At 59.9% G+C, this 25,203-nt stretch carries 26 protein-coding genes and 1 tRNA gene; 12 read left to right on the forward strand and 15 right to left on the reverse strand.

Going from position 1 to position 25,203, the window contains the following annotated elements:
* Nucleotides 1-116: 116 nt before the first annotated feature.
* The 5 genes from SYN65AY6A5_RS08005 to argC all read right to left on the reverse strand — a co-directional run bounded on the left by SYN65AY6A5_RS08005 (nt 117) and on the right by argC (nt 6,823).
* Nucleotides 117-2,591 (reverse strand): ATP-dependent Clp protease ATP-binding subunit, encoded by a 2,475-nt coding sequence (locus SYN65AY6A5_RS08005; protein WP_099812384.1) that lies wholly within the window; start codon nt 2,589-2,591, stop codon nt 117-119.
* A gap of 119 nt (nt 2,592-2,710) precedes the next feature.
* Nucleotides 2,711-2,784: transfer RNA gene (locus SYN65AY6A5_RS08010), tRNA-Arg, on the reverse strand.
* 150 nt (nt 2,785-2,934) lie between these two features.
* Nucleotides 2,935-4,017 carry a tocopherol cyclase family protein gene (locus tag SYN65AY6A5_RS08015; RefSeq protein WP_099812385.1) on the reverse strand — a complete coding sequence of 361 codons (1,083 nt, stop codon included), beginning with the start codon at nt 4,015-4,017 and terminating at the stop codon, nt 2,935-2,937.
* 230 nt (nt 4,018-4,247) lie between these two features.
* Complete coding sequence (locus SYN65AY6A5_RS08020; protein WP_240531013.1) at nt 4,248-5,678, reverse strand: hypothetical protein; 1,431 nt, start codon at nt 5,676-5,678, stop codon at nt 4,248-4,250.
* A 38-nt stretch (nt 5,679-5,716) separates the two neighbouring features.
* Nucleotides 5,717-6,823, reverse strand: a complete 1,107-nt coding sequence (argC, locus tag SYN65AY6A5_RS08025) for an N-acetyl-gamma-glutamyl-phosphate reductase (protein ID WP_099884210.1) — start codon at nt 6,821-6,823, stop codon at nt 5,717-5,719.
* Between the two features lie 214 nt (nt 6,824-7,037).
* Between argC and SYN65AY6A5_RS08030 the strand changes: the two genes are divergently transcribed.
* A complete protein-coding gene (locus SYN65AY6A5_RS08030) occupies nt 7,038-7,322 on the forward strand; it encodes a hypothetical protein (RefSeq protein ID WP_099812388.1) in 285 nt (94 codons plus the stop codon).
* Here SYN65AY6A5_RS08030 and SYN65AY6A5_RS08035 read toward each other — a convergent pair.
* Nucleotides 7,319-8,047 (reverse strand): 2-phosphosulfolactate phosphatase family protein, encoded by a 729-nt coding sequence (locus SYN65AY6A5_RS08035; RefSeq protein ID WP_099812389.1) that lies wholly within the window; start codon nt 8,045-8,047, stop codon nt 7,319-7,321. The two genes, SYN65AY6A5_RS08030 and SYN65AY6A5_RS08035, sit on opposite strands and share 4 nt — an antisense overlap.
* Before the next feature lie 46 nt (nt 8,048-8,093).
* Entirely contained in the window at nt 8,094-8,867 is a 774-nt protein-coding gene (locus SYN65AY6A5_RS08040; RefSeq protein WP_099812390.1) for an ABC transporter permease, read from the reverse strand.
* Nucleotides 8,868-8,926: 59 nt separating this feature from the next.
* Here SYN65AY6A5_RS08040 and purS point away from each other — a divergent pair, with 59 nt between their 5' ends.
* Both purS and purQ read left to right on the forward strand, forming a co-directional pair.
* Nucleotides 8,927-9,184: a phosphoribosylformylglycinamidine synthase subunit PurS gene (gene purS, locus SYN65AY6A5_RS08045; RefSeq protein WP_099812391.1), complete on the forward strand. Its 258-nt coding sequence runs from the start codon at nt 8,927-8,929 to the stop codon at nt 9,182-9,184.
* Between the two features lie 52 nt (nt 9,185-9,236).
* Nucleotides 9,237-9,914, forward strand: coding sequence for a phosphoribosylformylglycinamidine synthase subunit PurQ (gene purQ / locus SYN65AY6A5_RS08050; RefSeq protein ID WP_099884213.1), 678 nt, complete (start codon nt 9,237-9,239; stop codon nt 9,912-9,914).
* Here the strand turns inward: purQ and SYN65AY6A5_RS08055 are convergent.
* The 3 genes from SYN65AY6A5_RS08055 to psbB all read right to left on the reverse strand — a co-directional run bounded on the left by SYN65AY6A5_RS08055 (nt 9,911) and on the right by psbB (nt 12,460).
* On the reverse strand, nt 9,911-10,318 hold the full coding sequence (locus SYN65AY6A5_RS08055) for a response regulator (RefSeq protein ID WP_099812393.1): 408 nt from the start codon (nt 10,316-10,318) through the stop codon (nt 9,911-9,913). The two genes, purQ and SYN65AY6A5_RS08055, sit on opposite strands and share 4 nt — an antisense overlap.
* A 397-nt stretch (nt 10,319-10,715) precedes the next feature.
* Nucleotides 10,716-10,814, reverse strand: a complete 99-nt coding sequence (locus tag SYN65AY6A5_RS08060; protein ID WP_011429542.1) for a photosystem II reaction center protein T — start codon at nt 10,812-10,814, stop codon at nt 10,716-10,718.
* A gap of 113 nt (nt 10,815-10,927) precedes the next feature.
* Nucleotides 10,928-12,460 carry a photosystem II chlorophyll-binding protein CP47 gene (gene psbB / locus SYN65AY6A5_RS08065; protein WP_011429541.1) on the reverse strand — a complete coding sequence of 511 codons (1,533 nt, stop codon included), beginning with the start codon at nt 12,458-12,460 and terminating at the stop codon, nt 10,928-10,930.
* 362 nt (nt 12,461-12,822) lie between these two features.
* On the opposite strand from psbB, the gene SYN65AY6A5_RS08070 reads away from it, so the two are divergent.
* The 6 genes from SYN65AY6A5_RS08070 (at nt 12,823) to SYN65AY6A5_RS08095 (ending at nt 19,056) form a co-directional block, all read left to right on the forward strand.
* Nucleotides 12,823-13,119, forward strand: a complete 297-nt coding sequence (locus SYN65AY6A5_RS08070; protein ID WP_011429540.1) for a 2Fe-2S iron-sulfur cluster-binding protein — start codon at nt 12,823-12,825, stop codon at nt 13,117-13,119.
* An 80-nt stretch (nt 13,120-13,199) separates the two neighbouring features.
* Complete coding sequence (psbM, locus tag SYN65AY6A5_RS08075; RefSeq protein ID WP_011429539.1) at nt 13,200-13,307, forward strand: photosystem II reaction center protein PsbM; 108 nt, start codon at nt 13,200-13,202, stop codon at nt 13,305-13,307.
* 352 nt (nt 13,308-13,659) lie between these two features.
* A complete protein-coding gene (locus SYN65AY6A5_RS08080; RefSeq protein ID WP_099812395.1) occupies nt 13,660-15,495 on the forward strand; it encodes an NAD(P)H-quinone oxidoreductase subunit F in 1,836 nt (611 codons plus the stop codon).
* A 40-nt stretch (nt 15,496-15,535) separates the two neighbouring features.
* A complete protein-coding gene (locus SYN65AY6A5_RS08085) occupies nt 15,536-17,065 on the forward strand; it encodes an NADH-quinone oxidoreductase subunit M (protein WP_099812396.1) in 1,530 nt (509 codons plus the stop codon).
* Between the two features lie 45 nt (nt 17,066-17,110).
* The gene (locus tag SYN65AY6A5_RS08090) at nt 17,111-18,421 is read left to right on the forward strand and encodes a CO2 hydration protein (RefSeq protein ID WP_099812397.1); all 1,311 of its coding nucleotides are present in this window, start codon (nt 17,111-17,113) and stop codon (nt 18,419-18,421) included.
* 134 nt (nt 18,422-18,555) lie between these two features.
* Nucleotides 18,556-19,056: a fasciclin domain-containing protein gene (locus tag SYN65AY6A5_RS08095; RefSeq protein ID WP_099812398.1), complete on the forward strand. Its 501-nt coding sequence runs from the start codon at nt 18,556-18,558 to the stop codon at nt 19,054-19,056.
* Here SYN65AY6A5_RS08095 and SYN65AY6A5_RS08100 read toward each other — a convergent pair.
* The 4 genes from SYN65AY6A5_RS08100 to SYN65AY6A5_RS08115 all read right to left on the reverse strand — a co-directional run bounded on the left by SYN65AY6A5_RS08100 (nt 19,022) and on the right by SYN65AY6A5_RS08115 (nt 21,641).
* Complete coding sequence (locus tag SYN65AY6A5_RS08100) at nt 19,022-20,155, reverse strand: histidine kinase (protein ID WP_011429533.1); 1,134 nt, start codon at nt 20,153-20,155, stop codon at nt 19,022-19,024. The two genes, SYN65AY6A5_RS08095 and SYN65AY6A5_RS08100, sit on opposite strands and share 35 nt — an antisense overlap.
* A 146-nt stretch (nt 20,156-20,301) precedes the next feature.
* Nucleotides 20,302-20,484 (reverse strand): DUF3285 domain-containing protein, encoded by a 183-nt coding sequence (locus tag SYN65AY6A5_RS08105; protein WP_011429532.1) that lies wholly within the window; start codon nt 20,482-20,484, stop codon nt 20,302-20,304.
* Nucleotides 20,485-20,575: 91 nt separating this feature from the next.
* A complete protein-coding gene (gene aat, locus SYN65AY6A5_RS08110; RefSeq protein ID WP_011429531.1) occupies nt 20,576-21,154 on the reverse strand; it encodes a leucyl/phenylalanyl-tRNA--protein transferase in 579 nt (192 codons plus the stop codon).
* 16 nt (nt 21,155-21,170) lie between these two features.
* Entirely contained in the window at nt 21,171-21,641 is a 471-nt protein-coding gene (locus SYN65AY6A5_RS08115; RefSeq protein WP_011429530.1) for a hypothetical protein, read from the reverse strand.
* A 459-nt stretch (nt 21,642-22,100) separates the two neighbouring features.
* Between SYN65AY6A5_RS08115 and purN the strand changes: the two genes are divergently transcribed.
* The 3 genes from purN to trpD are packed head-to-tail and all read left to right on the forward strand — an operon-like array spanning nt 22,101 to nt 24,645.
* On the forward strand, nt 22,101-22,763 hold the full coding sequence (gene purN / locus SYN65AY6A5_RS08120) for a phosphoribosylglycinamide formyltransferase (protein ID WP_011429529.1): 663 nt from the start codon (nt 22,101-22,103) through the stop codon (nt 22,761-22,763).
* 26 nt (nt 22,764-22,789) lie between these two features.
* Nucleotides 22,790-23,584, forward strand: a complete 795-nt coding sequence (locus SYN65AY6A5_RS08125; RefSeq protein ID WP_099812399.1) for a PIN domain-containing protein — start codon at nt 22,790-22,792, stop codon at nt 23,582-23,584.
* A 29-nt stretch (nt 23,585-23,613) separates the two neighbouring features.
* Entirely contained in the window at nt 23,614-24,645 is a 1,032-nt protein-coding gene (trpD, locus tag SYN65AY6A5_RS08130; protein ID WP_011429527.1) for an anthranilate phosphoribosyltransferase, read from the forward strand.
* Nucleotides 24,646-24,658: 13 nt separating this feature from the next.
* On the opposite strand, the gene SYN65AY6A5_RS08135 is transcribed toward trpD, so the two are convergent.
* On the reverse strand, nt 24,659-25,060 hold the full coding sequence (locus SYN65AY6A5_RS08135) for a transposase (RefSeq protein WP_240530486.1): 402 nt from the start codon (nt 25,058-25,060) through the stop codon (nt 24,659-24,661).
* Nucleotides 25,061-25,203: the final 143 nt, after the last annotated feature.

Below are 25,203 nucleotides of genomic sequence, written 5' to 3' on the forward strand. Positions count from 1 at the left end.
CTAGAGACAACTTCCTAGAACGACAGCACAGATGAAGGACAAGAGCAAGGGATCCGAGAACAGCAGCGGATCCCTTGTCTTCCTAAGAACCAGAACCTGAAGGGGAGGCGGCAGCTTTACTCCGCTCCCTGGGGCAAGAGCACCCGCTCCGGCTCCGTGACCAGCACCTTGGGCTTACGCTCCTCGTCCACATCGATGAGGACTTCTGATCCCTCTTTGACGTGGCCAGTCAAGATCTCTTCTGCCAGGATGTCTTCCAACAGGCGCTGAATAGCACGGCGCAGCGGACGTGCCCCATAGCTGGGGTTGTAGCCCTCCTCCACCAGCAGATCCTTGAAGCGATCGCTGACCGTGAGGTAAATCTTCTTCTCCTTCATGCGGTCGAACACTTCCTTGAGCAGGATGTCGGCGATCTGCTTCACTTCCTCCTTGGTCAGTTGCCGGAAGACGATGATCTCGTCCACCCGGTTGAGGAACTCGGGGCGGAAGTACTGCTTCAGCTCCTCGTGCACCAAGTTGCGGATGCGGTTGTAGTTCGCATCTTCGTCGTTGGTGTTGAACTCGAAGCCGAGGCTGCCACCACCCTTCTCGATGACCTTCGAGCCAATGTTCGAGGTCATCACGATCAGGGTGTTTTTGAAGTCCACCGTGCGGCCCTTGGCGTCGGTCAGGCGGCCGTCCTCCAGGATCTGCAGCAGCAGGTTGAACACGTCCGGGTGGGCCTTCTCGATCTCATCGAAGAGCACCACCGTGTAGGGACGGCGCCGCACCGCTTCCGTAAGCTGCCCCCCCTCGTTGTAGCCGACATATCCGGGCGGGGATCCGATCAGCTTGCTGACCGTGTGCCGCTCCATGTACTCCGACATGTCGAGGCGGATCATAGCCGACTCGGAGCCGAAGAAGTAGGCCGCCAGGGCTTTGGTCAGCTCGGTTTTGCCTACCCCTGTTGGGCCGGAGAAGATGAAGCTGGCGATGGGACGGTTGGGGTTTTTCAGCCCCACGCGAGCCCGACGAATGGCCCGCGAGATGGCCCGCACCGCCTCATCTTGGCCGACGATGCGCTGGTGCAGGGTTTCCTCCATGTGCAGCAGCTTCTCCGACTCGCTCTCGGTCAGCTTGGCCACTGGCACGCCCGTCCAGGCGCTCACCACTTGGGCGATGTCCTCTTCGGTGACCTCTGGCATCTCTTGGCGGCTGCTTTCCTCGGCTTTTTTGGCCGCCGCAATGGCGCGGATCTGCTGCTTGATCTCCATCTCCCGATCCCGCAGCTCGCCGGCCCTGTCGAAGTCTTGGGCCCGCACCGCGGCATCCTTCTCCTTAAGCACCCGCCGCAGCTCCTGATCCAGCTCCCGCGCCGCCGGCGGCAGTTGCGAGTTGATCAGGCGCACCCGCGAAGCCGCCTCGTCGATGAGGTCGATGGCCTTGTCCGGCAGGAAGCGGTCAGAGATGTATTGGTCGGCCAGCTTGGCCGCTGCCTCCAAGGCCGCGTCGGAGATCTTCAGCTTGTGGTGCTGCTCGTAGCGCTCCCGCAGGCCAAACAGGATCTCGATCGTCTCTGAAACGCTCGGCTCGCCCACCATGATGGGCTGGAAGCGACGCTCCAGGGCGGCATCCCGCTCGATGTGCTTGCGGTACTCATCCAGCGTGGTGGCGCCGATGCACTGCAGCTCGCCGCGGGCCAAAGCCGGCTTGAGGATGTTGGCGGCATCGATGGCCCCTTCGGCAGCCCCGGCTCCAATGAGGGTGTGCACCTCGTCGATGACCAGGATGATGTTGCCGGCGTTGCGGATCTCATCCATGATCTTCTTGAGGCGCTCCTCAAACTCGCCGCGGTACTTGGTGCCAGCCACCAACAGGCCGATATCCAGGCTGACCACCCGCTTGTCGGCCAAGATGTCGGGCACGTCCCCCTGCACGATGCGCTGGGCCAGACCTTCGGCGATGGCGGTCTTGCCCACGCCCGGCTCGCCGATAAGAACGGGGTTGTTCTTGGTGCGGCGGCCCAAGATCTGGATCACGCGCTCGATCTCCCGCGTCCGACCCACCACGGGATCCAGCTTGCCCTCTTGGGCCAATTGGGTGAGGTTGGAGCCGAATTCGTCCAGGGTTGGCGTCTTGGTGCGGCTGGAAGACCCACCCCCTGCCGTCACTTCGGCGGTCTCGCCCAACATGCGGATCACCTGGGTGCGCACCTTGGACAGATCCACCCCCAGGTTTTCCAGGACGCGAGCAGCTACCCCTTCCCCTTCGCGGATCAGGCCCAGGAGCAGGTGCTCAGTGCCGATGTAGTTGTGGCCGAGCTGGCGAGCTTCTTCTAAGGAGAGCTCCAGCACTCGCTTGGCGCGGGGAGTGAAAGGGATCTCGACGGCCACAAAGCCGGATCCCCGGCCAATAATTTTCTCGACTTCAATGCGGGCGTCCTTCAAGTTCACTCCCATGGACTTGAGAACTTTGGCGGCGACCCCAGTGCCCTCGCCGATTAACCCCAACAAGATTTGCTCGGTGCCAACGAAATTGTGACCCAACCGTCTGGCCTCCTCCTGGGCCAGCATGATCACCTTGATGGCTTTTTCCGTAAAGCGTTCAAACATGATCCTCGGGCTCCCTACGCCTGCATCAAGGCGGACTTGATAGGCCTAATCCTAACACAGGATTCAGGCCAACTAAGGGACGGTAAATACCCCAGACGAAAAATCATCTGGGATCGTGACGCGCCTGGAGAGATTTGAACTCCCGACACCGTGGTCCGTAGCCACGTGCTCTAGTCCACTGAGCTACAGGCGCAAGCTATCTACCTGCAAGAAAAGCGAAACAGCCACGGTTGAAGACCCGTCTCTCCTATCCAGAGATGGAAGCTTATCAATGTGGCTTAGGTATTCTAGCACAAGAGCGTTTTTTGGGAAGTCCAACGGGGGTGTAGATATCCGCCAACGTTCAACAATGCCCTGGCCAGGATCGCGGAACTTCTCCCCCCACCTCGAGGCCGGCTTGGGAGCTGCTGGCCGCAAGCACCTGCGTCCAGACCTGGCCGTTGCGCTGCCACAGCCGCACCTGCAGATGGCCGGCCAGGGTGTCGCGGCAGTTGCGCCGCATCCCTTCCGGGCCAGGGGTGAAGACGGTTTGCCCAGGCCGCTGGGTGTGACCTTCCAGTTGGATGCACCAACGGGCGTCTTCGCCGCGCACCTGCCAGGATCCCCAGGGATCCACCTGCCAGGTTAGCCGAGCTTGGCCGGGCCGCCACTCCAAAAAAGGCTGGGATCCCCCGCCGTGCAGGCTGATCAGGGCGACTTCTTCGGGGCGGGTGAGCACCTGCCGCTCGGCTCCGGCGCAGGTGAGGCTGAGGCCGGAATGGTTGGGAAAGGCGTTGCACTGGATCCAAAACCAGCGGCGAGGGAAGCTTTGTCCCCAGTTTTTTTCGGCGTAGGCGGGGGCCTGCTCGAATTCGAAGCGCCTGCCCCGCCACTCCACCCAGCCGCTGGCCAGGCCGTGGCTCATCAGGATCTGCCAGCCCGGCTCGAAGATGGGCAGATAAGACCAGGCTCCCATGGTGGCCCGCGGCGGGATCCCGTAGGCAGAGCAGAGTTGAATGCGATAGAGCCAGCGGATGGCCTCGCCTCTGACAGGATCTGGCAAAATCCCCTGGTTGAGGTGGGCGGTGTATTGGTAGCCGCTGGCGGTGTGTTGGAAGAAGGTGAGGGGCTCCTGCAGCCCTCGCCAGCTCTCGCCTGGCCCGCCAGCGTGCCCCAAGGCCAGGTGCCGCCAACTGGCCCAGAAGCGCTGTGGATTGGGGAAGGTGCGCCAATGCAGCTCCTCGTCTGGCCCCAACACCTGCGCCATGCCTCCCCGCCTGGGGTCGATGGCGTACATGAAGGCAAAGCTGAGGGGCGGATCCCCAGGTAAAGTGACCCGGCTGTACCAGCCCTCGAAAAACGGCTCGGCACAGCCATCCCAGTGATAGCCGCCATGGGGCAGGGATCCCCAGTCCGTTGAGCCGTTTTGCTTAAAGCACTCTGCCACCGGAGAGCAACTCCCTCGAGAATCGCCAGAAGATAGAAAAAAGTCTATAGCTACCAAAAGAGCAATTGTATTGTTTCTATGTCTGTCTGCTTTTAGGATATCAACCAAGCTGAGATTTTAAGTCCAACTTTTTGGGACTTTTCGGCCTTAAGTTTGTGCCCTATGCGATGCTGAATACGCCCGCAGATGGGGGCACTTCGGCTGAGGGGGTAGGGTACGCCTGCGCTAGGTTAGTCGTCCGACGGTTCTATCTTGGGATCCAAGCTCTTGGCGGTAAGGCGCAAGGCTTCCGCCTGATCCATCACTCGAGGCGCTTGCACTGCCGTCTCAACCCCTTGCCGATAGCTCTCCCACAAGGGCATTTCCGGGTAGGTTTGCTGCAATTTTTTGATCTCATCTAGCAGAGCGCCCAGCCAGCCAGACGTACCCCAGGTGAGCAAAAACTGCAAGGGATTCCAGAGGTTGAGTTGCCGCCCCAATTCGTTGAGGCTTTCGTTGCGAATGGGCGGGTCGAAGATGTCGGCCACCGTCATCAACTGGCGCGCCAAGAGCGGCCTGAGGGTTGTCTCAGCAGCCTCCACAACGGCGGGAAGAGCGGCTTGGATGCGCTTGGGACTGGGAATGTGCCGGGCCTGGGGCAAAGCTTGCAGCAGCAACTCCAGGCGTCGCCCCGCCTCTGCCGACTCCAAAGCCGATTCTAGGGTTGTGCCCACGCTGAGAAACACTTCTCCCGTCAACAGCCGCACGGCGTCGATAACCAAGTGGTACAGGGGCGGGATCGCCAGCTTGATCCACTCGCTCTGGAAAAACTCCCGCAGCCGCCGCGCCAGATAGTCCCCCACTTGGGTGGTTTGGATCCCCACTTGGGTGAGGGAGAGGTACCAGTCGGGGGGGGATCCCTTGGGATCAAGCCACTGGCGCAGAGTTTGCCATTCCTCTTCTGTGAGGGCAGTTCGCCCCTGTTTTAAGACGCTGCGCCGCAGCTTGCCCTCGGCATTCAAGAGCTTGCGCAGCTCCGGTGTGCCCAGCAAAGAGAGGGCGCCTGCGGATCCCACGCTGCCGATCTCGACAGCAATAAGGGCGGCCAAGAGGGCGGCTGAGGCTTCCACTTGGATCTCGCCGCTTTTGTCCATCACCAAAGGTAGGCGGCTGTTGCCATAGGCCCGCAGGCTCATCGCCTCCAAGGTAGAGCGCTGCTCAGAGGTCAAGGCCCCCGCCCAGGCAGGGATGCCGTTGGTGGCTGCTTCGGGGTGTGGTGGCTCCTGCAGGCTGTGATACAGCAGGCTGGCCACCCAGGCTCGGTCGGCGGCCCGTTCCAGAGAGCCGATGACCACCTCCCATTGGCAGGGGTTGAGCAGAGGCAAAAGCGCTTGCAGCTCTCGCCGGAGGGGCTCTGGAGAGGTTGTGGCTCTGGCTTTGTCTAGAGTTGCCTGCAGCCGATCTCGCGCCTCGCGGCACAAGCCGCCCCACTCCAGTTGCCAACGAGCTAGGGTCTGCTGCACTGTTTCTTCGGAGCGTCGGGGCAGCTCCTGCCAGCCCGCCTCCAGTTGCCGCCACAGCTCCTCCCAGTTCAGATCCCCGGCCCTAGAAGGTGGAGAGTTCGCCGGCGCGGCAGGTGGGGCAGCGTTGGGATCGAGATTGGGGGAGAAGAACTCAGGCATGGGCAAACTTGGCCTCAGGGGCATTACCGGCATTATAGCTAGGGGTAAAAGGCGAGCTGTGGTAGGCCCAAGGTTTCCGGCCACCCCATCATTAGGTTGAGGCATTGCACCGCTTGCCCGGCCTGTCCCTTCATGAGGTTGTCGATTACCGACAGGACAATGACTCGGTTGGTGCGGGTATCCACTTCCACCCCAATCATGCAGGTGTTGGTGCCGGCAACCCACTTGGTTTGCGGGTAAACGCCGCGGGGCAGCACCTTGACCCAGGGGGATTGGCGATAGAAGGCGTTGTAAATGGTGATGAGATCTTCGCCCACAAGGCCGGGATCCCGCAGGTTGGCGTACAAGGTGACGTGGATACCCCGCACCATCGGCACGAGGTGGGGCGTAAATTGTACAGTGATGGGAGTGTGGGTGAGGTCACTGCAGGCCTGCTCGATCTCGGGTGTGTGCCGGTGTTGGGCCACGCCATAGGCCCCCAGAGAGCCATCTACCTCGGCAAATAGGGATCCCAGCTTGGGGGTGCGGCCCGCGCCAGAGACGCCGGACTTGGCATCGAAAATAAGGCTGTCCAGCTCCACCAACCCCTGCCGCAGCAGGGGGGCAACCGCCAACAGGGAGGCGGTGGGGTAGCAGCCGGGGCAGGCTACCAGTTGGGCTTGGGCAATGGCCTCCCGGTAGAGTTCTGGCAGCCCGTAGACCGCTTGCTCGTTGGCCTGGCGATAGGCAGGGCTGGGCCAGTTGGGATCCGTCTGCCCCAAGCGATACCAGGATTGGTAGGTGGCCAGGTTGCGAAAGCGATAGTCTGCCGAGAGATCTAGAACTTTGCACCCTTTGGCTAGCAAAGGCGGCGCCAAGTCTGCTGCCAGGCCATTGGGCAGAGAGAGGAAGACAACGTCGCTGCTGGCGGCAATGGCCTCCACATCTACCGGCTGGATGGTCAAATCCACCGCTTGGGCCAGGTGAGGGTAGAGATCCCCGTAGCGTTTGCCGGCGCTGTCTTGACCGGCCAGGTAGGTGATCTGCGCGCCGGGATGCTCGCTGAGCAGCCGCACCAACTGCACCCCTCCATAGCCGGAGGCCCCGACGATGGCGACGCGGACAGGATTGGTGGGAGGAAGAGAGTGAGGCGCCGTAGTGGCCATGGGGGCTGCCTGTGCAGAATTGCAAAACTGACGGTTTGCCTTACTATTTATCGCATTTGCCGCTGCCTTGGTTGAACTCACCTGCTCTGTTGGGCTCAGTGTTGCCTGAGCCGGGAGTTATACTGGGCTCACGCGAGCCGCCCAAGCCTCGGCAGCCGCCTTGGCTGTTGAGGTCGTGCCCAGGGATGTTCCCTACCTCGTCGGGAAGGGTTGTATGTACTACGAACAATTGATCAACATGATCCTGCGAGCCCGCGGCCAAAGCAGCCGCCACGGCCTGGATCAGGAAACTTTAACCCTCTACTCCGAAGGCCCCTACACCCTCTACAAGCTCACCTCCCATTTCGACCGCCGCTCCATTTTTGTTTTGGCCCAAAACCAGCAGGAGGTGTTTGTCTCCGGAGATGCGTTTCACAGCAAGTTGATCCCGGGAGAATGGCAGGAGTGGCTGCACCAGAAGGCTTTGGCTGTTGCCGCCGAGACACCCCAGTCCAGCTAGCCGGCGAGGGCCAAAACGCCGGGCTGAATCTGCCGGGGCACCACTGAGAGCCGATCCAACTCCGCACAATAGGCCAGGTCCCTGTCGCTTTCAGGGCTAATGGCCAGTAGCCGCTGCCCATGGCTGGAGCGCCGCAACAGGCCCAGGAGATTGTCTTGCCAAGTTTGGTAGAGGGCCAGGGCGGCTACTGCCTCGTCGTTGCCCAACTGCTCCTCCGAACAGCCCAGGCGATGCAGAATGGCTCCGGCACAGGCGGTGTCTTCCAAAGCAAAAGCCCCCTCCCAGCCAGCTCCCACCAGCCACACCTCGGCAAAAGCTCCTTGCCTGAGAAACTCCACCACTGCTCCCAAGTTCACCAGGGCTGCTGTGATCAACACTGGGATCCTTTCTAAGCGCTGCAGGGTGCGGGTGCCGTTGGTGGTACTCATGAAGATGCGCTGGTCCCGCACGCGCTCTGGGGTGTACTCGCGGGGGGAGTTGCCTAGGTCAAATCCCGTCACCGTTTTGCCGCCTCGCTCCCCGGCCAAGAGCCGTTTGGAGGCCGGCCAGCTCCGGCTGGCCGCTTGCAAGGACTGCAAGTCGGCAAACACCTCAACGGCCTCTGCCCCTGCCGCCAGAGCTGCGGCGATGGTGGTGGTGGCCCGCAGCACGTCGATGGCCACTGCGCAGGCTGGGATCCCTGCCGGAGGGACTTGCTCAGGGGTGTGGAAGTGGAAAAGTTGCATGAGAGAGGGAGCAAAAAAGGTTCAACTAGAGCCCCACGAGAGCTTATTAGAACTCACGCCGGGCAAACACCAGCACCGTCAAAATGAGCAGCAAAACGGTGTAGATCAGACCGTAAAGCGCGTCGCCAAGGAGCTGGGTGGGCGGAGGAATTTGGCCGTAAACGGCAGCATCTCTTAGATTAAAGCGCTCCAGATCCGGCAAGACCAAGTAAATGACCTCGAACACCTTGCCAAAACCTGCGTCTTCCACCAGCTTGCTTAACTGCAGCAGGGCGCGGCTGGCGTGGCCCATAATGAACAGGGCAATGGTGTAGAGGGTGGCCAAAATTGGAGAGGTAAAAACCCCAAACAGCAGCGCTGCCGCCACAATCAGCACCAGTTCCAAAAAGGTGAAAACTACTGCCCAGAGAATGGCCCAGGGGGAAATGGGGGCCTGCACCAACAGCAGGCTGAGCAAAAAGACGGCCGTCATCATTGCTAGCAGCACCGACAGCAAAGCCGACAGGCCCAGATGCTTGCCGACAATAAACTCCGCCCGGCTCATGGGCTTGGCAATCAGCACATAGACCGTGCGCCTCTCGATCTCTTTATTCACCAGCCCGGTGCCGACGAAAATAGCCACCACCAGCGCCAGGAAGTGGATAGCGGCCAGACCCAGATCGGCAATGATCTTGTTGTGGGCCTGGTTGGCTACCTGGGGGATCAAAACGATGGCTCCCAACATGGCCACCGCAAACACCATCACCAGATAGAGAACGCGATCCCGAATCGTTTCCCGGAAAACATTCTGGGCAATGGCCACGACGCGCGCCGCATCCATAAGCTGACCTCAAGCAAGCGACATCCAGCTATACACTTGTAGAAGTCCAGCTTTATTCTATGCAGTTCCAGGCCCAGATTCAGATCCACCTGCGCCCCTCGGTACTTGATCCTGCTGGGGCTGCTCTCCAGGCTAGCTTGCATCAGTTAGGGCATACCCAGGTGCAGGGAGTGCGCATTGGCAAACACATCCAACTGCGGCTAGAGGCCCCTGACGCCGAAACTGCCCGAGAGCAGGTGAACGAGCTGTGCGAGCAACTGCTGGCCAATCCGGTCATCGAGACCTATCAAATCCAAGTGGATCCTGTAGAGAGTTGATTGCTCACGCCTAGCCCTCACCACCTTTTTGTTTTCACAGCAAGGGATCCCCATGGCCAAGGTAAGGTTTGGCATTGTCGTTTTCCCCGGTTCCAATTGTGACCGCGACGTGGCCTGGGTAACCCGCGGCCTCTTGGGCTGCCCGACGCGACTCATCTGGCACCGGGAAACCGATTTATCGGGGCTGGATGTGGTGGTGCTGCCAGGGGGCTTCAGCTACGGGGATTATCTACGAGCTGGGGCGCTGGCCCGTTTTGCGCCAGTGATGGGATCCCTGGCCGAGCATGGGGCGCGGGGGGGCTATGTCCTGGGCATTTGCAACGGCTTCCAGATCTTGACAGAAGCCGGTCTGCTGCCGGGGGCGCTGGTGCGCAACGCCAACCTGCACTTTATCTGCGACCGGGTAGGGATCCGCGTGGAGCGGCAAGACCTGCCCTGGACCAGCGCTTACCCTTGCGGAGCCACCCTGACCCTGCCCATCGCCCATGGGGAAGGCCGCTACGTCTGCGATGCCGATACCCTCAAGCAGTTGCAGGACAGGGGGCAGATCGTCTTTCGCTATGCTCCGGTCGCGCCCAATGGCTCGGTGGACAACATCGCCGGCATTTGTGACCCTAGCGGTCGCATCCTCGGCCTGATGCCTCACCCGGAGCGGGCGGCGGATCCCGACTTGCTGGGGCAGGATGGGATCCCCTTTTGGCAGTCCATTGTCCAAAGCCTGTCCAGTTAGCCCTGCTGGGCCTGAGCCAACACCCTGCGCACCTGGTTCACCATCTCCTCGTGATCCACCACCGGCTTGGCGATGTAGCCATCGGCCCCACTTTGAGCCAAAAAGGCCTCGCGGTCGCCCCGCATGGCATGGGCCGTCACCAAAATGATGGGAATGGAGCTGCTTTTGGGATCCCCCTTCAGCAGTTGGGCAATGCGGATCCCGTCCACGGCCTCGCCACGAAAGGTGCTTTGAGAAAGGGAGACATCCAGCAAAATCACGTCCACCTCGTGCGCCTGCGCCAGCCGTAGGATCTCCTCCACATCCTGGCTGTGAAAGACCTCAAACCCGCCTCGCCGCCGCAACACTTTGTCGAAAACGCGGGCGTTAATTGGATCGTCTTCCACCAGCAGCACTGTTGCCATCGCTAACCTGAAGTTGACTTGGTTGCGAACTCGAGCCGCAGCAATCCCCGTAGTTCTGGAAACCATCCCGAAGCAATTCTAGCCATCCCATTCGAGCAGTGGGACAAGAGCTCCCCCTCCAAAATACTGATAACAAATCTCAATAAAGCTCAATAAAGTAGCGCCAGTAGCTACCCCCTCTGCCAGCAGGAGAGGACAGCTACCGTTTTGAAAACAGCTTTGCTGGGTTGCCTGGGGGATACTCTACCAGCCTGGAACCGAGCGCCCTCTGAAAACAAAACAAAAACAAGGCCGGGGATTTTTCCGGCCTTGTACGGGGTACAACTGCCGTCTCTTTTGGCCGCCTCAACCCACTCAACACTCTCAGCAAGCCGACAACAGCAGCCCCTGGCGCAGGTTACTTCTTCTGAATCCTAGGAGTTTCGCGAAAGGCGACGGCAAAAAACAGAAGGCCCAGCGTCAAAAACAGAATAAAGGTGTAGGTGATGGCTTCCATACCAACCTCCAAATCAGAATCCTAAGGGGGCTTGATTCCAGATTAGCTCAAAGCCGCCAGCACCCCCTCTCCCCAGAGAAACAGAGTGCCGGCGGTCATCCCGCGAGAAAGCCTTACGCTTCTTGCACCTTGCGCGTGGTGGGATCCCCCACTTTCTGGAAGACGCCGAATTCCACCATTTCCTCGCTCATGTTCGGGTCAATACCGGCGAACACATCCCGGAAGAGAGTACGGGCGCCGTGCCAGATGTGCCCGAAGAAGAACAGCAGCGCAAAGACCGCGTGGGCGAAGGTAAACCAACCGCGGGGGCTGGTGTGGAAAGTGCCGTCGGCCTTAGGCGTTTCGCGGTCGAACTCGAAGAGCTGGCCCAACTGAGCCATACGGGCATACTTTTTAACCGTTGGCGGGTCAGTGAACACCTGACCGTCCAGCTTGCCGCCGTAGAACTCCACCGTCACGCCCACCTGCTCAAAGCTGTAGCGTGACTCGGCGCGCCGGAAGGGAATGTCCGCCCGCACCACGCCATCGGCGTCCCGCAGGATGACGGGGAACGTCTCGAAGAAGTTGGGCATGCGTTGCACCGTCAGCTCCCGACTTTCACGGTCCCGGAAGACGGGGTAGCCCAGCCACTCGATAGCAATACCGTCTCCCTTGTTCATCGGACCAGCCCGGAACAAACCACCCTTGGCCGGGCTGTTACCCACGTAATCGTAGAAGAGCAGCGACTTGGGGAGAGAATTGTAGGCCTCGCTGCGGGTCATCCCGGCCTCCATAGCGGCATTGACGCGCCGGTTAATTTCCTGGTTGAAGTAACCGGAATCCCATTGGTAGCGGGTGGGGCCAAACAGCTCCACAGGAGTGGTGGCACTGCCGTACCACATCGTCCCGGCCACCACAAAGCCGGCAAAAAACACGGCCGCAATCGAGCTGGAGAGCACGCTCTCAATGTTCCCCATGCGCAGAGCCTTGTAGAGGCGTTGGGGTGGGCGTACTGTAATGTGAAACAGGCCGGCAATGATGCCCACGATGCCCGCGGCAATGTGGTGGGCCACCACCCCGCCAGCGTTGTAGGGGTTAAACCCTGCCGGCCCCCACTCCGGCGCCACCGGCTGCACATGCCCTGTCGTCGCGTAGGGGTCGCTGACCCACATCCCTGGGCCAAACACCCCCGTCAGGTGAAAAGCCCCAAAGCCGAAACAAAGGATCCCGGCCAAGAGCAGGTGGATCCCAAAAATCTTCGGCAAGTCCAAAGCCGGCTCGCCGGTACGGGGATCCCGGAACAGCTCCAGATCCCAGTACACCCAGTGCCAGCAGGCGGCCAAAAAGAGCAAGCCAGACAAAACAATGTGAGCAGTGGCTACCCCTTCAAACGTCCAGAAGCCGGGATTGGCCACGCTCTCGCCGTAGATATTCCAGCCGCCCCAGGAGTTGACCACCCCCAGACGCACCATGAATGGCATGACGAACATGCCCTGACGCCACATCGGATTCAGGACAGGATCCGATGGATCGAAAATAGCCGTTTCATACAGCGCCATCGATCCGGCCCAACCTGCCACCAGCGCAGTGTGCATCAGGTGTACCGCGATCAGGCGACCTGGGTCATTTAATACAACGGTGTGGACCCGGTACCACGGTAGTCCCATAAAGCTCGATCCTCCACGTTCTCCAACACTTGCGCGATATCCAGTCAAAAAACTGAAGCCGACATCTTCACCTGGGATCCTTACCTAAGCAGTCTCTTCAGTGTCGAGGGGTGCCGCACCCACCTAACCCAAGAGCGCACCCAGTGAGGACATCGCTCTCAGAATTTTCATCACAGGCATCAAACAGTATAACGAAACGCAACTGACCTGAGCGGCTTCAGGCGGGATGCCCTCTTATCTGCCATCATCTTCCCAGATCTCTCGCCAAAGATTAAAAATATGATTTAAAGTGTAACAATACTTAGCAAACCCTGGAGCTTTCCTGGCTCAATCTGAAAGGTGTCGTGGTTTCGGGCGAGATTATGGCAACGATTCGCTTTGTCAACGAGAATAGAGAGATCGTCGTCGCGGAAGGCGCTAACCTGCGCTTGAAGGCGCTGGAGAACCAGATCGACCTCTACAAGATGATGGCCAAGCTGCTCAACTGCGGCGGCAACGGCCAGTGTGGCACCTGTGTGGTGGAGATCGTCGAGGGAGCCGAGAACCTCTCTCCCCGCACCGAGGCGGAAAACCGCAAGCTCAAGCGCAAGCCCGATACCTATCGTCTCGCCTGCCAGACGAAGGTATTGGGGGATGTTGCGGTGAAGACGAAACCCTAGAGCCGGCTTGGCCGCTTTTGGGCAAGGCGTACCTGAGAATGGTATGCTAGCTGCCAGTTGGGTTTGCGGCGTGTGCAGCTATGGAGACGAACTACCTGGGCCTTTTGGCCACCATTTTGGTTATTCTGGTACCCTCGATCTTCCTGGTGATCTTGTACGTGCAGACTTCCAGCAAGTCGGAGAGCTGACCTAGGCCCATGAAGGCAAGTCTTACCTCCTGCTGAGGAACCAAGGCTCACAGTCGACGATGACATCCAAAGCTCGACGGGGATCCCCGCTGGAAAAGGGGATCCCTCTACTTTTTGCGCCAAGCTGTCCCTTGGCCGAGGCCCTCTCCACCTGGAGCCCTCCGGCAACGGTTCCTGCCTGTCTGTGTTGCCTGCGAGAAGGTTTCCGCTTCCCTAGCTAGAAATCTATAGCCTTCATCGGAAAACTTGATTTTTGTCTATCCTAGTTTGCCACTAGGATGCCTCTTAAGATTTTTTACAGGATCTCAGTAGGCGATGGGGTCAGGCGGGATTCCTGGCCGTAAGGAGGATTATGAGTTTGGACGGGCTGGTCAGAACCGCGTGGTTAATTCCCCTCTATGCGCTAGTGGCGTGGCTGGGGGCGTTGATTTGGTCCCCTGGGATCACCCGGCGCACCGGCCCCCGACCGGCGGGCTATCTAAATGCGCTGCTGACCTTGGTGGCGTTCTTGCACAGTGTGGGGGCGCTGGTGGCGATTTGGGATCAGCCGGCGCAGGTGATTCGGCTGCCCTGGCTGCAGGTAGGGGATCTGGTGTTGGAGCTGCCGCTGCAGGTTTCATCGCTAACGCTGGGGGCCTGCGCCGTGGTGACGGGGCTAAACCTGGCGGCCCAGATCTACGGCTTTGGCTACATGGAAATGGACTGGGGCTGGGCGCGGTTCTTCTCGCTGCTGGGCCTGTTTGAGGGGGGGATGTGCGCTCTGGCTCTGTGCGACTCTTTGTTTTTCAGCTACGTCATCCTGGAGATTTTGACTCTGGGCACCTACCTGTTGGTGGGCTTTTGGTTTAACCAATCGCTGGTGGTAACTGGGGCCCGGGATGCTTTTCTAACCAAGCGCATCGGCGACCTGTTGCTCTTGATGGGGGTCATCGCCATCTATCCTTTGACGGGATCCTGGGAGTTTGAGGACTTGACGGCTTGGGCAAAGTCGGTGCAGGCAGGAGCTATCTCTGTGGATCCGAACTTGATCGCCTTGGTGGGGCTGGGGTTGCTGGCCGGCCCTGTGGGCAAGTGTGCCCAGTTCCCTCTGCATCTGTGGCTGGATGAGGCGATGGAAGGGCCGATCCCCTCTACGATCTTGCGCAATGCGGTGGTGGTGGGCACAGGAGCTTGGGTGTTGATTCGGCTGCAGCCGCTCTATGAGCTTTCCCCGACGGTGTTGCGGCTGATGCTGGTGATCGGGGGGCTGACGGCAGTGGGGGGATCCCTGGTGGCCCTGGCCCAAATTGATGCCAAGCGGGCCTTGTCCTACCTGGTGAGCGCCTACATGGGCTTGATCTTTGTAGCGGTGGGCACAGGACACACGCAACAGGCCTACCAACTGCTGCTCACCTATGCGCCGGCGATGGCCTTGCTGGTGATGGCGCTGGGCATGGTGATCTGGAACAGCATTACCCAGGATCTGCGCTATCTGGGGGGCTTGTGGTCGCGGCGGCCCATTTCCGGCCTGTGCTTTTTGACGGGGATGGCCGGCATGGTGGCCCTGCCGCCTTTCGGCTCCTTCTGGGTGCTGACGGATCTGTGGCAGCAGTTGGCGCAATCGGGGCAGGGGCTGTGGGCGGCAGTGGTGCTGGTCACCAACGCGGTAACGGCGCTGGGGCTGACGCGGGTATTCGGCCTGGTTTGGGGAGGCAAGCCGCAGCAGATGAGCGAGCGCTCCCCAGAGGTGCACTGGCCGATGATGTTGCCCAGCACGGCCATGATGGGGGTGACGCTGCATGTGCCGATGATTCTGGCGGCCTTGGATCTCTTGCCGGCTCTGCAGGGGATCCCGATTGCGGTGATGGCCGGATCCAGCTTGGCGGGCATCGCGTTGGGAGCCTGGCTGTACCTGCCGCGGGGGCGGCGGCCAGTGGACTGGGCTTTCTTGGCCGACTGGCAGGATCTGCTGGCCAACGACTTCTACACCCCCACGCTCTACCGCGCCAGCGTGGTGTTTGTGGTGCGCATCATTTCTGAGGTTACGGCCCTCTTTGACCGCTACGTGGTGGACGGCGTGGTGAATTTGACCAGCTTAGTTGTGCTGGCAGGAGGTCAGGTTTTGAAATACACCACCTCCGGCCAGTTGCAGGCCTATGTGCTGACGATTGTGGTGGGGGTGGCCCTGCTGGGCTGGCTAATTCTCTAGGCAGAGGGGGACGGAGTCCTTAAGAAAGAGGGAAAAGACCATGCTGAGTGCCTTGATTGTGTTGCCGATTTTGGGATCCCTGCTGCTGTTCCTGGGCTTGGGAGGGCGCAAGCTGGCGGTGGTCTTGGCCGGGATCCCGTTGGCCATCTCGCTATTTCTGTTTACCCGCTTCGACGTGCAGGCGACCGGCTTTCAGTGGGAGCAGCGGTGGGATTGGATCCCGCAAATCGGGCTGAGCTACTCCCTGGGCTTGGACGGGCTGGCTTTGTTGATGGTGGCCCTGAACGGGCTGCTCACTCTCATCGCCATTTTGACGGCTGAGCCGGAGACCAAGCGGCCCAATCTCTTTTACGGCTGCATTCTGCTGATGAGTGGGTCGGTCAACGGGGCTTTTGCCGCCCAGAACCTGCTGTTGTTTTTCCTCTTTTACGAGCTGGTGCTGATCCCGATCTACTTGCTCATTTCCATCTGGGGCAGCCCCAAGCGGGATTATGCCGCCATCAAGTTTTTGATCTACACCGCTGTTTCCGCCGTCTTCCTGTTGGGGGCGTTTCTGGCCGTCTACTGGCTGGGGGATCCCCATACTTTTGAGCTGGCCGAGATTCGCATCAGCTCCCTGGGCCCCGCTGCCCAAACCCTGGCCCTGTTGGCTTTGATTGTGGCCTTTGGCATCAAGATGCCGCTGGTGCCCTTCCACACCTGGCTGCCCGACGCCTACGGCGAGTCTTCCCCGCCGGTGGCGGTGCTGCTGGGAGGGGTGCTCTCCAAGTTGGGCACCTATGGTCTGTTTCGCTTTGGGCTGCAGTTGTTTCCCCAGGCTTGGGCCGATCTGAGTGGGCTGCTGGCCTGGTGGGGGGCTATTGCTGTGCTGTCGGGGGCTTTGGCGGCCATCGCCCAAAAAGACATCAAGCGCATGGTGGCCTACAGCTCCATCGGCCATATGGGCTACATCCTGCTGGGTATGGCGGCGGCCACGCCGATTAGCCTGACGGGGGCGATGGTGCAGATGGTCTCCCACGGCCTGATTCTGGCGCTGCTGTTTGATCTGGTGGGCCTGGTGGAGCGCAAGGTGGGAACGCGGGATCTGAACGTGCTCAACGGCCTGCTCAATCCTCTGCGCGGCCTGCCCACCGTGAGCGCCCTGTTGATCTTGGGCGGCATGGCCAGCGCCGGGATCCCGGGCTTGGTGGGCTTTGTGGCCGAGTTTTTGATCTTCCAGGGCAGCTACCAAGATTTTCCGTTGCCCACGTTGCTCAGCATCTGCGGCACCGGCTTGACGGCGGTGTATTTTGTGATTTTGCTCAACCGCACCTGCTTCGGCAAATTGGACAACCGCACCGCCTACTACCCCCGGGTGCAAGGTTGGGAGCGGATCCCGGGCTTTCTTTTAACTGCCTTGATCGTCTGGTTTGGGATCCAGCCCATGAACCTGGTGAAATGGCCCCAAACCTTGGCCTTTACTCTATCCACCCAGGTGGCTCAAGCCCAGACGCTTGTCATCGCGGAAGCCGAACATTCTTCTCCCTCCAGTTTGCTGCAGGGATCCCTGATGGACAACGCAAGCTCATGACTTTCTCCCCTAGCCGAAGGCAGTGAAGAGTTGGAGACTTTTTCCATGACGACGACCCTGGTTACGCCCAAGCTCCCCCCTTCCACCCATCCCTTTGCCGAGGTGGTGCATCGCCTCGAGGCAGGGGGATCGATGCTGCCGGATACGCCGGAAAACCTGATGCAAATTATCGGCCTCTACAAAGCCTATGCGGTGCCGATGGACTTTTACTGGCGCGATCTGCTCTACATTGCCGAGCAGGTGTTTGTGGATCCCTTGCCCTTTTTTAAGTTCATCATTCCCGAAGAATATTTGAAGCTGGCCAACCACTACGCGGGGGATAATGCCGATTTGCGCATTTGGCGCGGCCCCGCTACGGCCCACCCGGAACTGCTGGAGTTCATGGAAAAAGGGGAGCTCAAGCGCAAGCTGCCGCGGATTTTGCATCACCTTTGGCATGACCGCATCAACATGGAATTTGCCGAAGAATGTATGCGGGCCATGCTCTGGCACCGGGATATGGGAGGCCTGCTGGATCCCTATATGGATTCGGAAGAATACAAGCAAAATGCCGACCGCGCCATCCGCGCCTACTGCCAGGGCAACCCCCTTTTGACCGGCCTGTACAAGCTCTTTCCAGACATGTTTCTGGAACTCTGCCGCCAGGCCACCATGTATTCGGTGCTGGGCCTGTTTTGGGAGGTGATGGCCCCCGTCTTTTTTGAGATGAGCGATCTCTACGACGAGGGCAAAATCACCAGCGTGCCGGAGGCGATGAACTTTTTGGTTAACGGGATCTTCGCCGTTGCCGGGCGGCCCATTTATCACCGGGTGCGCATTCGAGGAGAGTGGTACGACATTGTGCCCAAATCCAAAGGATTCACTTGGCTATACGAGGCGGCTTTCCCCTATGTGGAAGCGGTGTTTTATCGCACCTCTCCCTTCCGCGGCACCAAGTCCTACAACGCCCAAGCCAACGAAGTTCCCACCAACCAATTGGATTTCCACTACGGGGTTCTCTACGCCGATAAGTTTCCGGTGGGCAGTGCCGGGATCCCGCCGACCCTTTTGCACCAGGATATGTACCACTTTTTGCCCCAGTATTTGGTGGAGTATTACCGCAAGCATTGCCGTGGTGAAGACGACATGCTGATCCAGCTTGGGATCAGCTTCCAGCGCTCCATGTACAACGTTACTTCAGCCGTGATCCAGGCGGGGAGAGCCGCTTTCTTGTATCCTCTGGACGATCCCAACCCGCGGCATTTGATGATGAACCGCCGTTATTTTGAGGGACAGCTCAATCGCTTCACCCGACCGGAATACGGCATCCGCGAGGCAGCCCGCCTCTCCTATATTCAGGATCAAAACTACCGCTAGTTGAGGACAATTACGCCGATTTCAGGTGGTCGGTTTTGGCTTTCCCTTTTCCCGATCCTGCTTGGACCCAACTGCTCTTCTGAACCTGCCGTCCAGACCTTTATTCCCACTTCAGCAAAACAAGGATCTTGGCCATGCCTGATATTGTCGATATTGCAGTTTCTGCTGAGGGTTTTTCCACCTTGGTTACAGCCGTGAAGGCGGCAAACTTGGTGGATACTTTGAAAGGCCCTGGCCCTTTCACTGTTTTTGCGCCCACCGATGCGGCTTTTGCCAAGTTGCCCCCCGGCACCATCACCACCCTAGTGCAAAACATCCCCCAATTGACTCGCATTTTGTGTTACCACGTGGTGCCCGGTCGCCTGAAAAAGGCGGATTTGGCCAAGTACCAACGTGTAGGCTCGGTAGAGGGATCCCCCATCGATTTGTTTATCGAGGGGGACGTGTTTGAGGTGAACAATGCCACCGTTATCCAGGCGGATATCGAGGCGGACAACGGCATCATTCACGTCATCGACACCGTGATCCTGATGCGCCCCCACTGGTTCTGGCCGATCATGCTCTCGGGAGAAACAGGGAAAAGCGAGGGCCAAAGCTTGGCTAGCGACCGCAGAGTCGATACACCGGCAAGGTGAAATGAAAACTGCTGCCCTTGCCCAGGATCGATTCCACCCAAATCTGGCCATAGTGGGCGCGCACGATGCGACGGCAAAGGGAAAGGCCAATGCCATAGCCTTCCTGCTGTTGGTCGCGGGATAGGCGCACCGCATCGGAGAAGATGTTCTCTTGCTCGGCTTCCGGGATCCCAGGGCCGGTGTCGCTGACGGTCACCTGTACCTTTTGGCTGGTGCGGTGGAGGATGTTGAGGCGGATGGATCCCCCGGCGGGAGTGTACTTGATGGCATTGTCCAACAGGTTGAAAATAACCTGGCGGATCTTGTCGGGATCCACGTGAACTGTGGGCAGATCCACCGGAATATCGGCTTGAAACTGCAATTGCTTGGCTTGGATGCGAGGCAGTAGCTCCTCGATCACTGGCTGGCATAGGCTGGCCAACTGAGTTTCCACGGCTCGAATCCGCAGCTCCGAGGCACTGCCACGGGCCGACTCGAGAATATCGGTGATCATGCTGTCCATCTTGCGCAATTGCTGGCGGGCATGCTCGAACAACTGCCGCTCCACCGCCTTGTCCAGGGATCCTTCTCGCCCTTGCTGTAGGGTTTCGACCGCCAGGGCTGTAGCCGTCAGGGGGCTGCGCAAATCGTGCACCAGCATGGCCAGAACGCGGTCTTTGAAGTCCAACTGCTCCCGCAGTTGGGCGCGCTCCTGGCGCAGCGAAAACACCTCTTCCGACATTTGCAACAACGCCTCGGTGGTCGGGGGAGGAGCAGGATCTTGACCCGCCTCTTCCTGGTAGGAAACCAAAGCCGCCTGACCCTGCCAGCGGGGCCACCACACTTCCAACTGCGTCGCCAGATCTTCGCCCGCCAAGACCTGAGCCGGCAGGGGTTCTGCTTTCACCAAGGCTGGCGTCACCACCAACTTGTAGTGCTCTGCTAGGTAGGGGTGCTCCTCCAGCGGTACCACCTTCAGATGGGCAGGATGCTGGCCCGGCAGCCCCTGGATGTGCCGACGCAATTGCTCCGCCAGTTCCTCGATATTGGCTCGACCCTGAGCAAACAACAGCAGGCGAATGCCAGAACGGGTGGAGGTGCGATCTAGCGAAGTTTGCATAGGCAAAAGTCCCAAGGGCCAAAGATGAGGTCTGCAGCAGCAGAGGTTGCCGCCAACGAAACCCGGCTCCCTCGCTGCCCGTCCTTTACCTTCCTAACACTTAACTTTGGGAAAAGTTTAGGAGGGAACATCAAAGGCAGTGAAACTCAGTGAAACAGATACGCCAGCCCTACCAACACTGCCAGCAACCCCGCTGTTGTCAGAGTGAAGTGCAGGAGGGAGGTTTTGCCTTTACGCACCATGTTGCGCATGGCCAGGCGGGTATAGCTCACCTGAGGCGAGGATCCCTTCTCAACAGGGGTGGAGCTGACAGGAGAGGGCTGCGACATCGGGATGGCCGGAACAAAAGCTGAACACTACCTTTAACCTAGCCCAATCCACCCCTCTTGATAAATACCCCCTGCCCCCCAGGGCGCTGGCTCAGTCAAACCGGCAAGGGATCCGCAGGCACTGCTGCAACAGCTCCTGGTAATCCCGTCCGTCCATGAGAAAAGCCCCAAAGCGAGCCAGGTGCGGGTTCATCAACTGGGCGTCAAAAAGGCGAAAGCCCCGCTCCCGCAGGTGTTCCACCAGCTTGACCAGCGCCACCTTCGAAGCGTTGGGAATGCGGTAAAACATCGATTCGCCGATAAAGGCCGCCCCCAAAGCAATGCCCAGGATCCCGCCTGCTAGGGTGTCTCCCTGCCAGGTTTCAAAGCTGTGGGCAAACCCCGCTTGGTGCAGGGCAAGGTAGATCTGCTTTAATTCCGAGCTAATCCAAGTTTGGGGGCGAGCGGCACAGCCCTCCACCACTTGCTCAAAAGCGCCGTTGATCCGCACCTGAAAGCAACTGCCGCGCACCAAAGGCCGCAGCGAACGGGGACAGTGAAACCGCTCGTCCAAAGGGATCAGCGCGTGCTGCTCGGTGCCATACCAGGCCAGGGATCCGGTTTCTTCGTCCGCCATGAGGAAGTAGCCCTGGGCATATCCGGTCAGAATAGCGCCTATATCTACCTGCATGCTGTCTCTGCGCCTCTCAAGATTGCCATTCCGGCGAGAGGCTGGCAAAGTCTCCCGCATCGACCTTGGGGTGACAATCCACACAGCCGCTCACCCGCACTGGGTTGGGAAAGTCTACTTGCGGGTGCAAAGCGCGGAAGTAGCGAGACTCGGCCAGGCGATAGGGCACCGGTTCCCCTTGGCGCAGGGGACGGGAATTAGGCCGCAAATAGCCCCAAGCCAGTTGTAAAGCCACGCCGGTCAGGGGCTGGATCTGCTGGCCGTAGTGGTTGGGATCCTGTAGCAGCCGTCGCCAGGTTTCGGTGGGCAACACCTGAGCGGGCAGCGCCACATGGCAAGTGCCGCAACTGCGCACGTATTGGGCCTGCTCCAACTGGGCCTGGGTGAGGCTTTGCTGCGCTTGCGTCAGGGATCCCATCAATCCGACCAGAAGGACGATCAGGCCAAAAAGCCAAAATCGCCGCTGTCGCTTTCTCAAGGGAGCCATGCTCTCACACCAAGGTCAATGCTTTCCCAATTTAGACCAGCCCGCGAAAGATCCAGGCCCAGTTCCTGGAATTGGCTTGGCCTATCTTTGCAGAAACTCCAGAAAATCCCGCCACCAATTGCAGATCCCTTGCCACATCCGCAGCATTTCTTGGCGTATCTCTCCCGTTTCCTCCTGCAGCTAAGCCGGGCGGAGCTCGATAGCACCGCTGCGCCTGTCAAAGCGAGCCAGAGCTCCTCGGGGAGCCAGCATCAGTTTCTGCGATCAGCACCTCGTGCTTTTGCACAATTCAGTTCAGCGCTTTCAGCTCCTTGCCCAGGGTTTGAGCGGTGCTGGACAGGCTGGATAGCATCAGTGGCAGCCTAGTTTTTGGACTCTCTCTCCGACAAGAGCAGGTCGCAGCCAAATCCGGCTGGGTCTAAAATAGCGGGGCTGCGGACTCTCCCTCGAGTTTTTCGTATGGACTTGCCTAACCTCCTCTGGCCAGACCCCGGCGAGATCCCGGCTCCTCCCCAGCCGGGGATCCTGGGCATCTTGGCTTCCGGCAACGGCAGCAACTTCGAGGCCATCGCCCAAGCCATCGATGCTGGCGAGCTACGGGCGCAAATTGCCGTCGTGATCACCAACAATCCAGACGCCTACGTGCGGCAGCGGGCGCGGCGAAGAGGGATCCCTTGTATTCTGCTCAACCATCGGCACTATGCCAGCCGGGAGGCGCTGGACGCGGCCATCTTGCAAGTGCTCCAGGAGTATCAGGTGGAGTGGGTGATCATGGCCGGCTGGATGCGTTTGGTGACCCAAGTGTTGCTGTCTGCCTATCCGGAGCGGGTTTTAAACCTCCACCCCAGCCTCTTGCCCAGCTTCAAGGGCCTGCGGGCGGTGGAGCAGGCGCTGGAGTACGGCGTGAAAATCACCGGCTGCACCGTCCACCGGGTCACGTTGGAAATGGATAGCGGCCCCATTGTGGCGCAAGCAGCCGTACCGGTTTTGCCGGAAGATACGGTGGAATCCCTTTACCGGCGCATCCAGGCCCAGGAACACCGCCTCTACCCGCTGGCCATCCGCCTCTGTTTGGCCGAGGGATCCCGCCTCCCCAAGTTCTCGGAGAAGCTGCACAATTGAGGGTGAGCCCGCCGCTGGCGCCCCCTATGGCCGAAATCTCGCCGTTGCTCGTTTTCGACAGCTCTGCGATCCTGGCCGGTCGCCCGGCTCTGTGGCAGGAATGGGCCCGTTTTGGGGTGTGTGTGCTGCCCCAGGCGGTGATGGCGGAGCTAGAACGCCTAACCCGACAGGCCATCGACCCCCAAGAAGAATCGACAGCGCGCGCCTTCTTGCGCCACTGGCCCCGTTTGGGATTTGCCGTCTCAGAAGCCCGCGCCCTGGTGGGTGAAGTCAACGCCGGCGAGCAGTCGCTGCGAGTCCGCCTAGAGCAGGCCATTGCCGAGTGTGCCTATGCCCTGGCCCAACAGCAGCCGGGATCCCTGGTGGTGGTGGTGAGCAACGACCGACCCTTGGTCGAGCGAGTGCAGGGGCTGGGCCTTGCCAACCTCTGTGCCATCTCTCTGGCCGAGCTCAACCGGTGGATGCGCCAGCGCCCCCAGGCTGTGGCTATGGCTTGGAAGCGGCTGCCAGGGCCTCCCATTCCCGCTGCTCCGTTGCCCCCCTCCCCAACTTCTGCAAAACCACCCTCCCCCGCTCAAAAGGGCTCCCGACCTGTTCAACGGAGATCTCAGGTTGGATTCGCCTGGAAAAGCGTGCAAAACTCCCTGGCGCTGCTGCTGGCTTTGGCTTTCTTCTCGGCAGCAGGGTTGCTGGCCTGGCGTTTGTTGGATCCCACGGGGAGCGAAGGGATCTGGCGGCGGCTGCCCCTGTCTCGGACCCTTGGCTGCGCGATCTCTAGCCGCTTTGGCCGAAAGAGCCCCCGCAGACCTATGCTAGGATGAGGGCTTGCTGAAAACCCGGATCCCGCCCCATGACGGAAACGGCTGACCTTTGGCCCCAGCTTTTGGGACAGTTGCTGGAGCGGCAATCTCTGAGCGAAGCCCAAGCCGAACAGTTGATGAACGGCTGGCTGCACAACCAAGTGCCGGATGTGGTGTCGGGAGCGATTTTGGCGGCCCTGCAAGCCAAGGGGGTCAGCGCCAGTGAACTGGCCGGCATGGCGCGGGTGCTGCAGCGAGCTTCCCTGGGATCCCCCCTGGATCTGCCCCTGTTGGTGGATACTTGCGGCACCGGGGGAGATGGGGCCGGCACGTTTAACATTTCCACTGCTGTGGCCTTCGTGGTCAGCGCTGCCGGGATCCCAGTCGTGAAGCACGGCAACCGCTCTGCTTCTGGCAAGGTTGGCTCGGCGGACGTGCTGGAGGCGTTGGGGGTGAACCTGAGCGCTGAGCCAGAGCAAGTGCGGGCGGCGGTGGCGGAAGTGGGCATCACCTTTCTCTTTGCCCCCCACTGGCACCCGGCCATGCGGGCGGTGATCCCCTACCGCCGCGCCCTTAAAGTTCGCACTGTCTTTAATCTCTTGGGGCCCCTGGTCAATCCCCTCTATCCCAACCGCCAGGTGATCGGGGTTTATGCCCCGGAGCTGGTGCCGGTGATGGCCGAGGCCTTGCGTCTGTTGGGGCGGGAAAGGGCCGTGGTGTTGCACAGCCGCGAAGGTCTGGACGAGGCCGGGTTGGATCAGCCCACCGATCTGGGCATCCTTTCCGGTGGGCTGGTACGAACAGAAGTTTTGAACCCGCGAGATTACGATCTTACGCCCGCACCTGTCCAGGCCCTCCAGGGGGGGAACTTGGCGGAAAATGCCGCCATCCTCGCCCAAGTTCTCCAAGGATCCGGAGCGCCTGCCCAGCGGGATGTGGTGGCCCTCAATGCCGCTTTGGCCCTGCAGGTGGCCGGAGCCGTTCCCGATTGGGGATCCGGAATTGCCCAAGCGCGGGAGATCCTTGCCAGCGGCGCTGCCTGGGATCGCCTGCAAAAGCTGGTCAATTTTCTGGCTTCGTGACGTACTCCCGCACTCATGCTGACGCATAGAGTGCGGGCTTCCCAGTGACTCCTGCCCAATAGCAGGACATTTCCTGAGCTTGAAGAACGGGACGCCCCACCGCTCTAGATTTGATGACCCTCGCCGAGCTGTGATCCCTGCCAATCCTCAACCCACAGTGCGGACAATCGTGCCACCGCTCATGCAGCTTTTTGGGCACATCTCGACCACACCCCGAGCACCCTTGACTGCTGCCGCGGGGATCCCCTGCAATCGTCAACAGCCCAGCTCTTTCAGCCTTGGCTGCCAAAATTTGCAGGAACTCACCCCACCCGGCATCATCAACAGATTTGGCTAGTCTGCTTCTAGCCAGACCCCTAATAGTAAGCGCCTCATGAGCAATGTGCTTCCCCTTACTTAACAACTTCTTTGCCATCTTGTAGTGAAAATCTTTGCGCTGGTTGGCTACTTTGTAAAACCGTCGGGCAAAGGGCGGTGTTGGACCAGCTTGACCGGCCCAACCTTGGGCAGATGGATAAACTGCCCTCGAATGCAGTCCTGCTTCATCTGAGGGAAGGT

The organism is Synechococcus sp. 65AY6A5 (genome assembly GCF_002760415.1).
Lineage (GTDB): Bacteria > Cyanobacteriota > Cyanobacteriia > Thermostichales > Thermostichaceae > Thermostichus.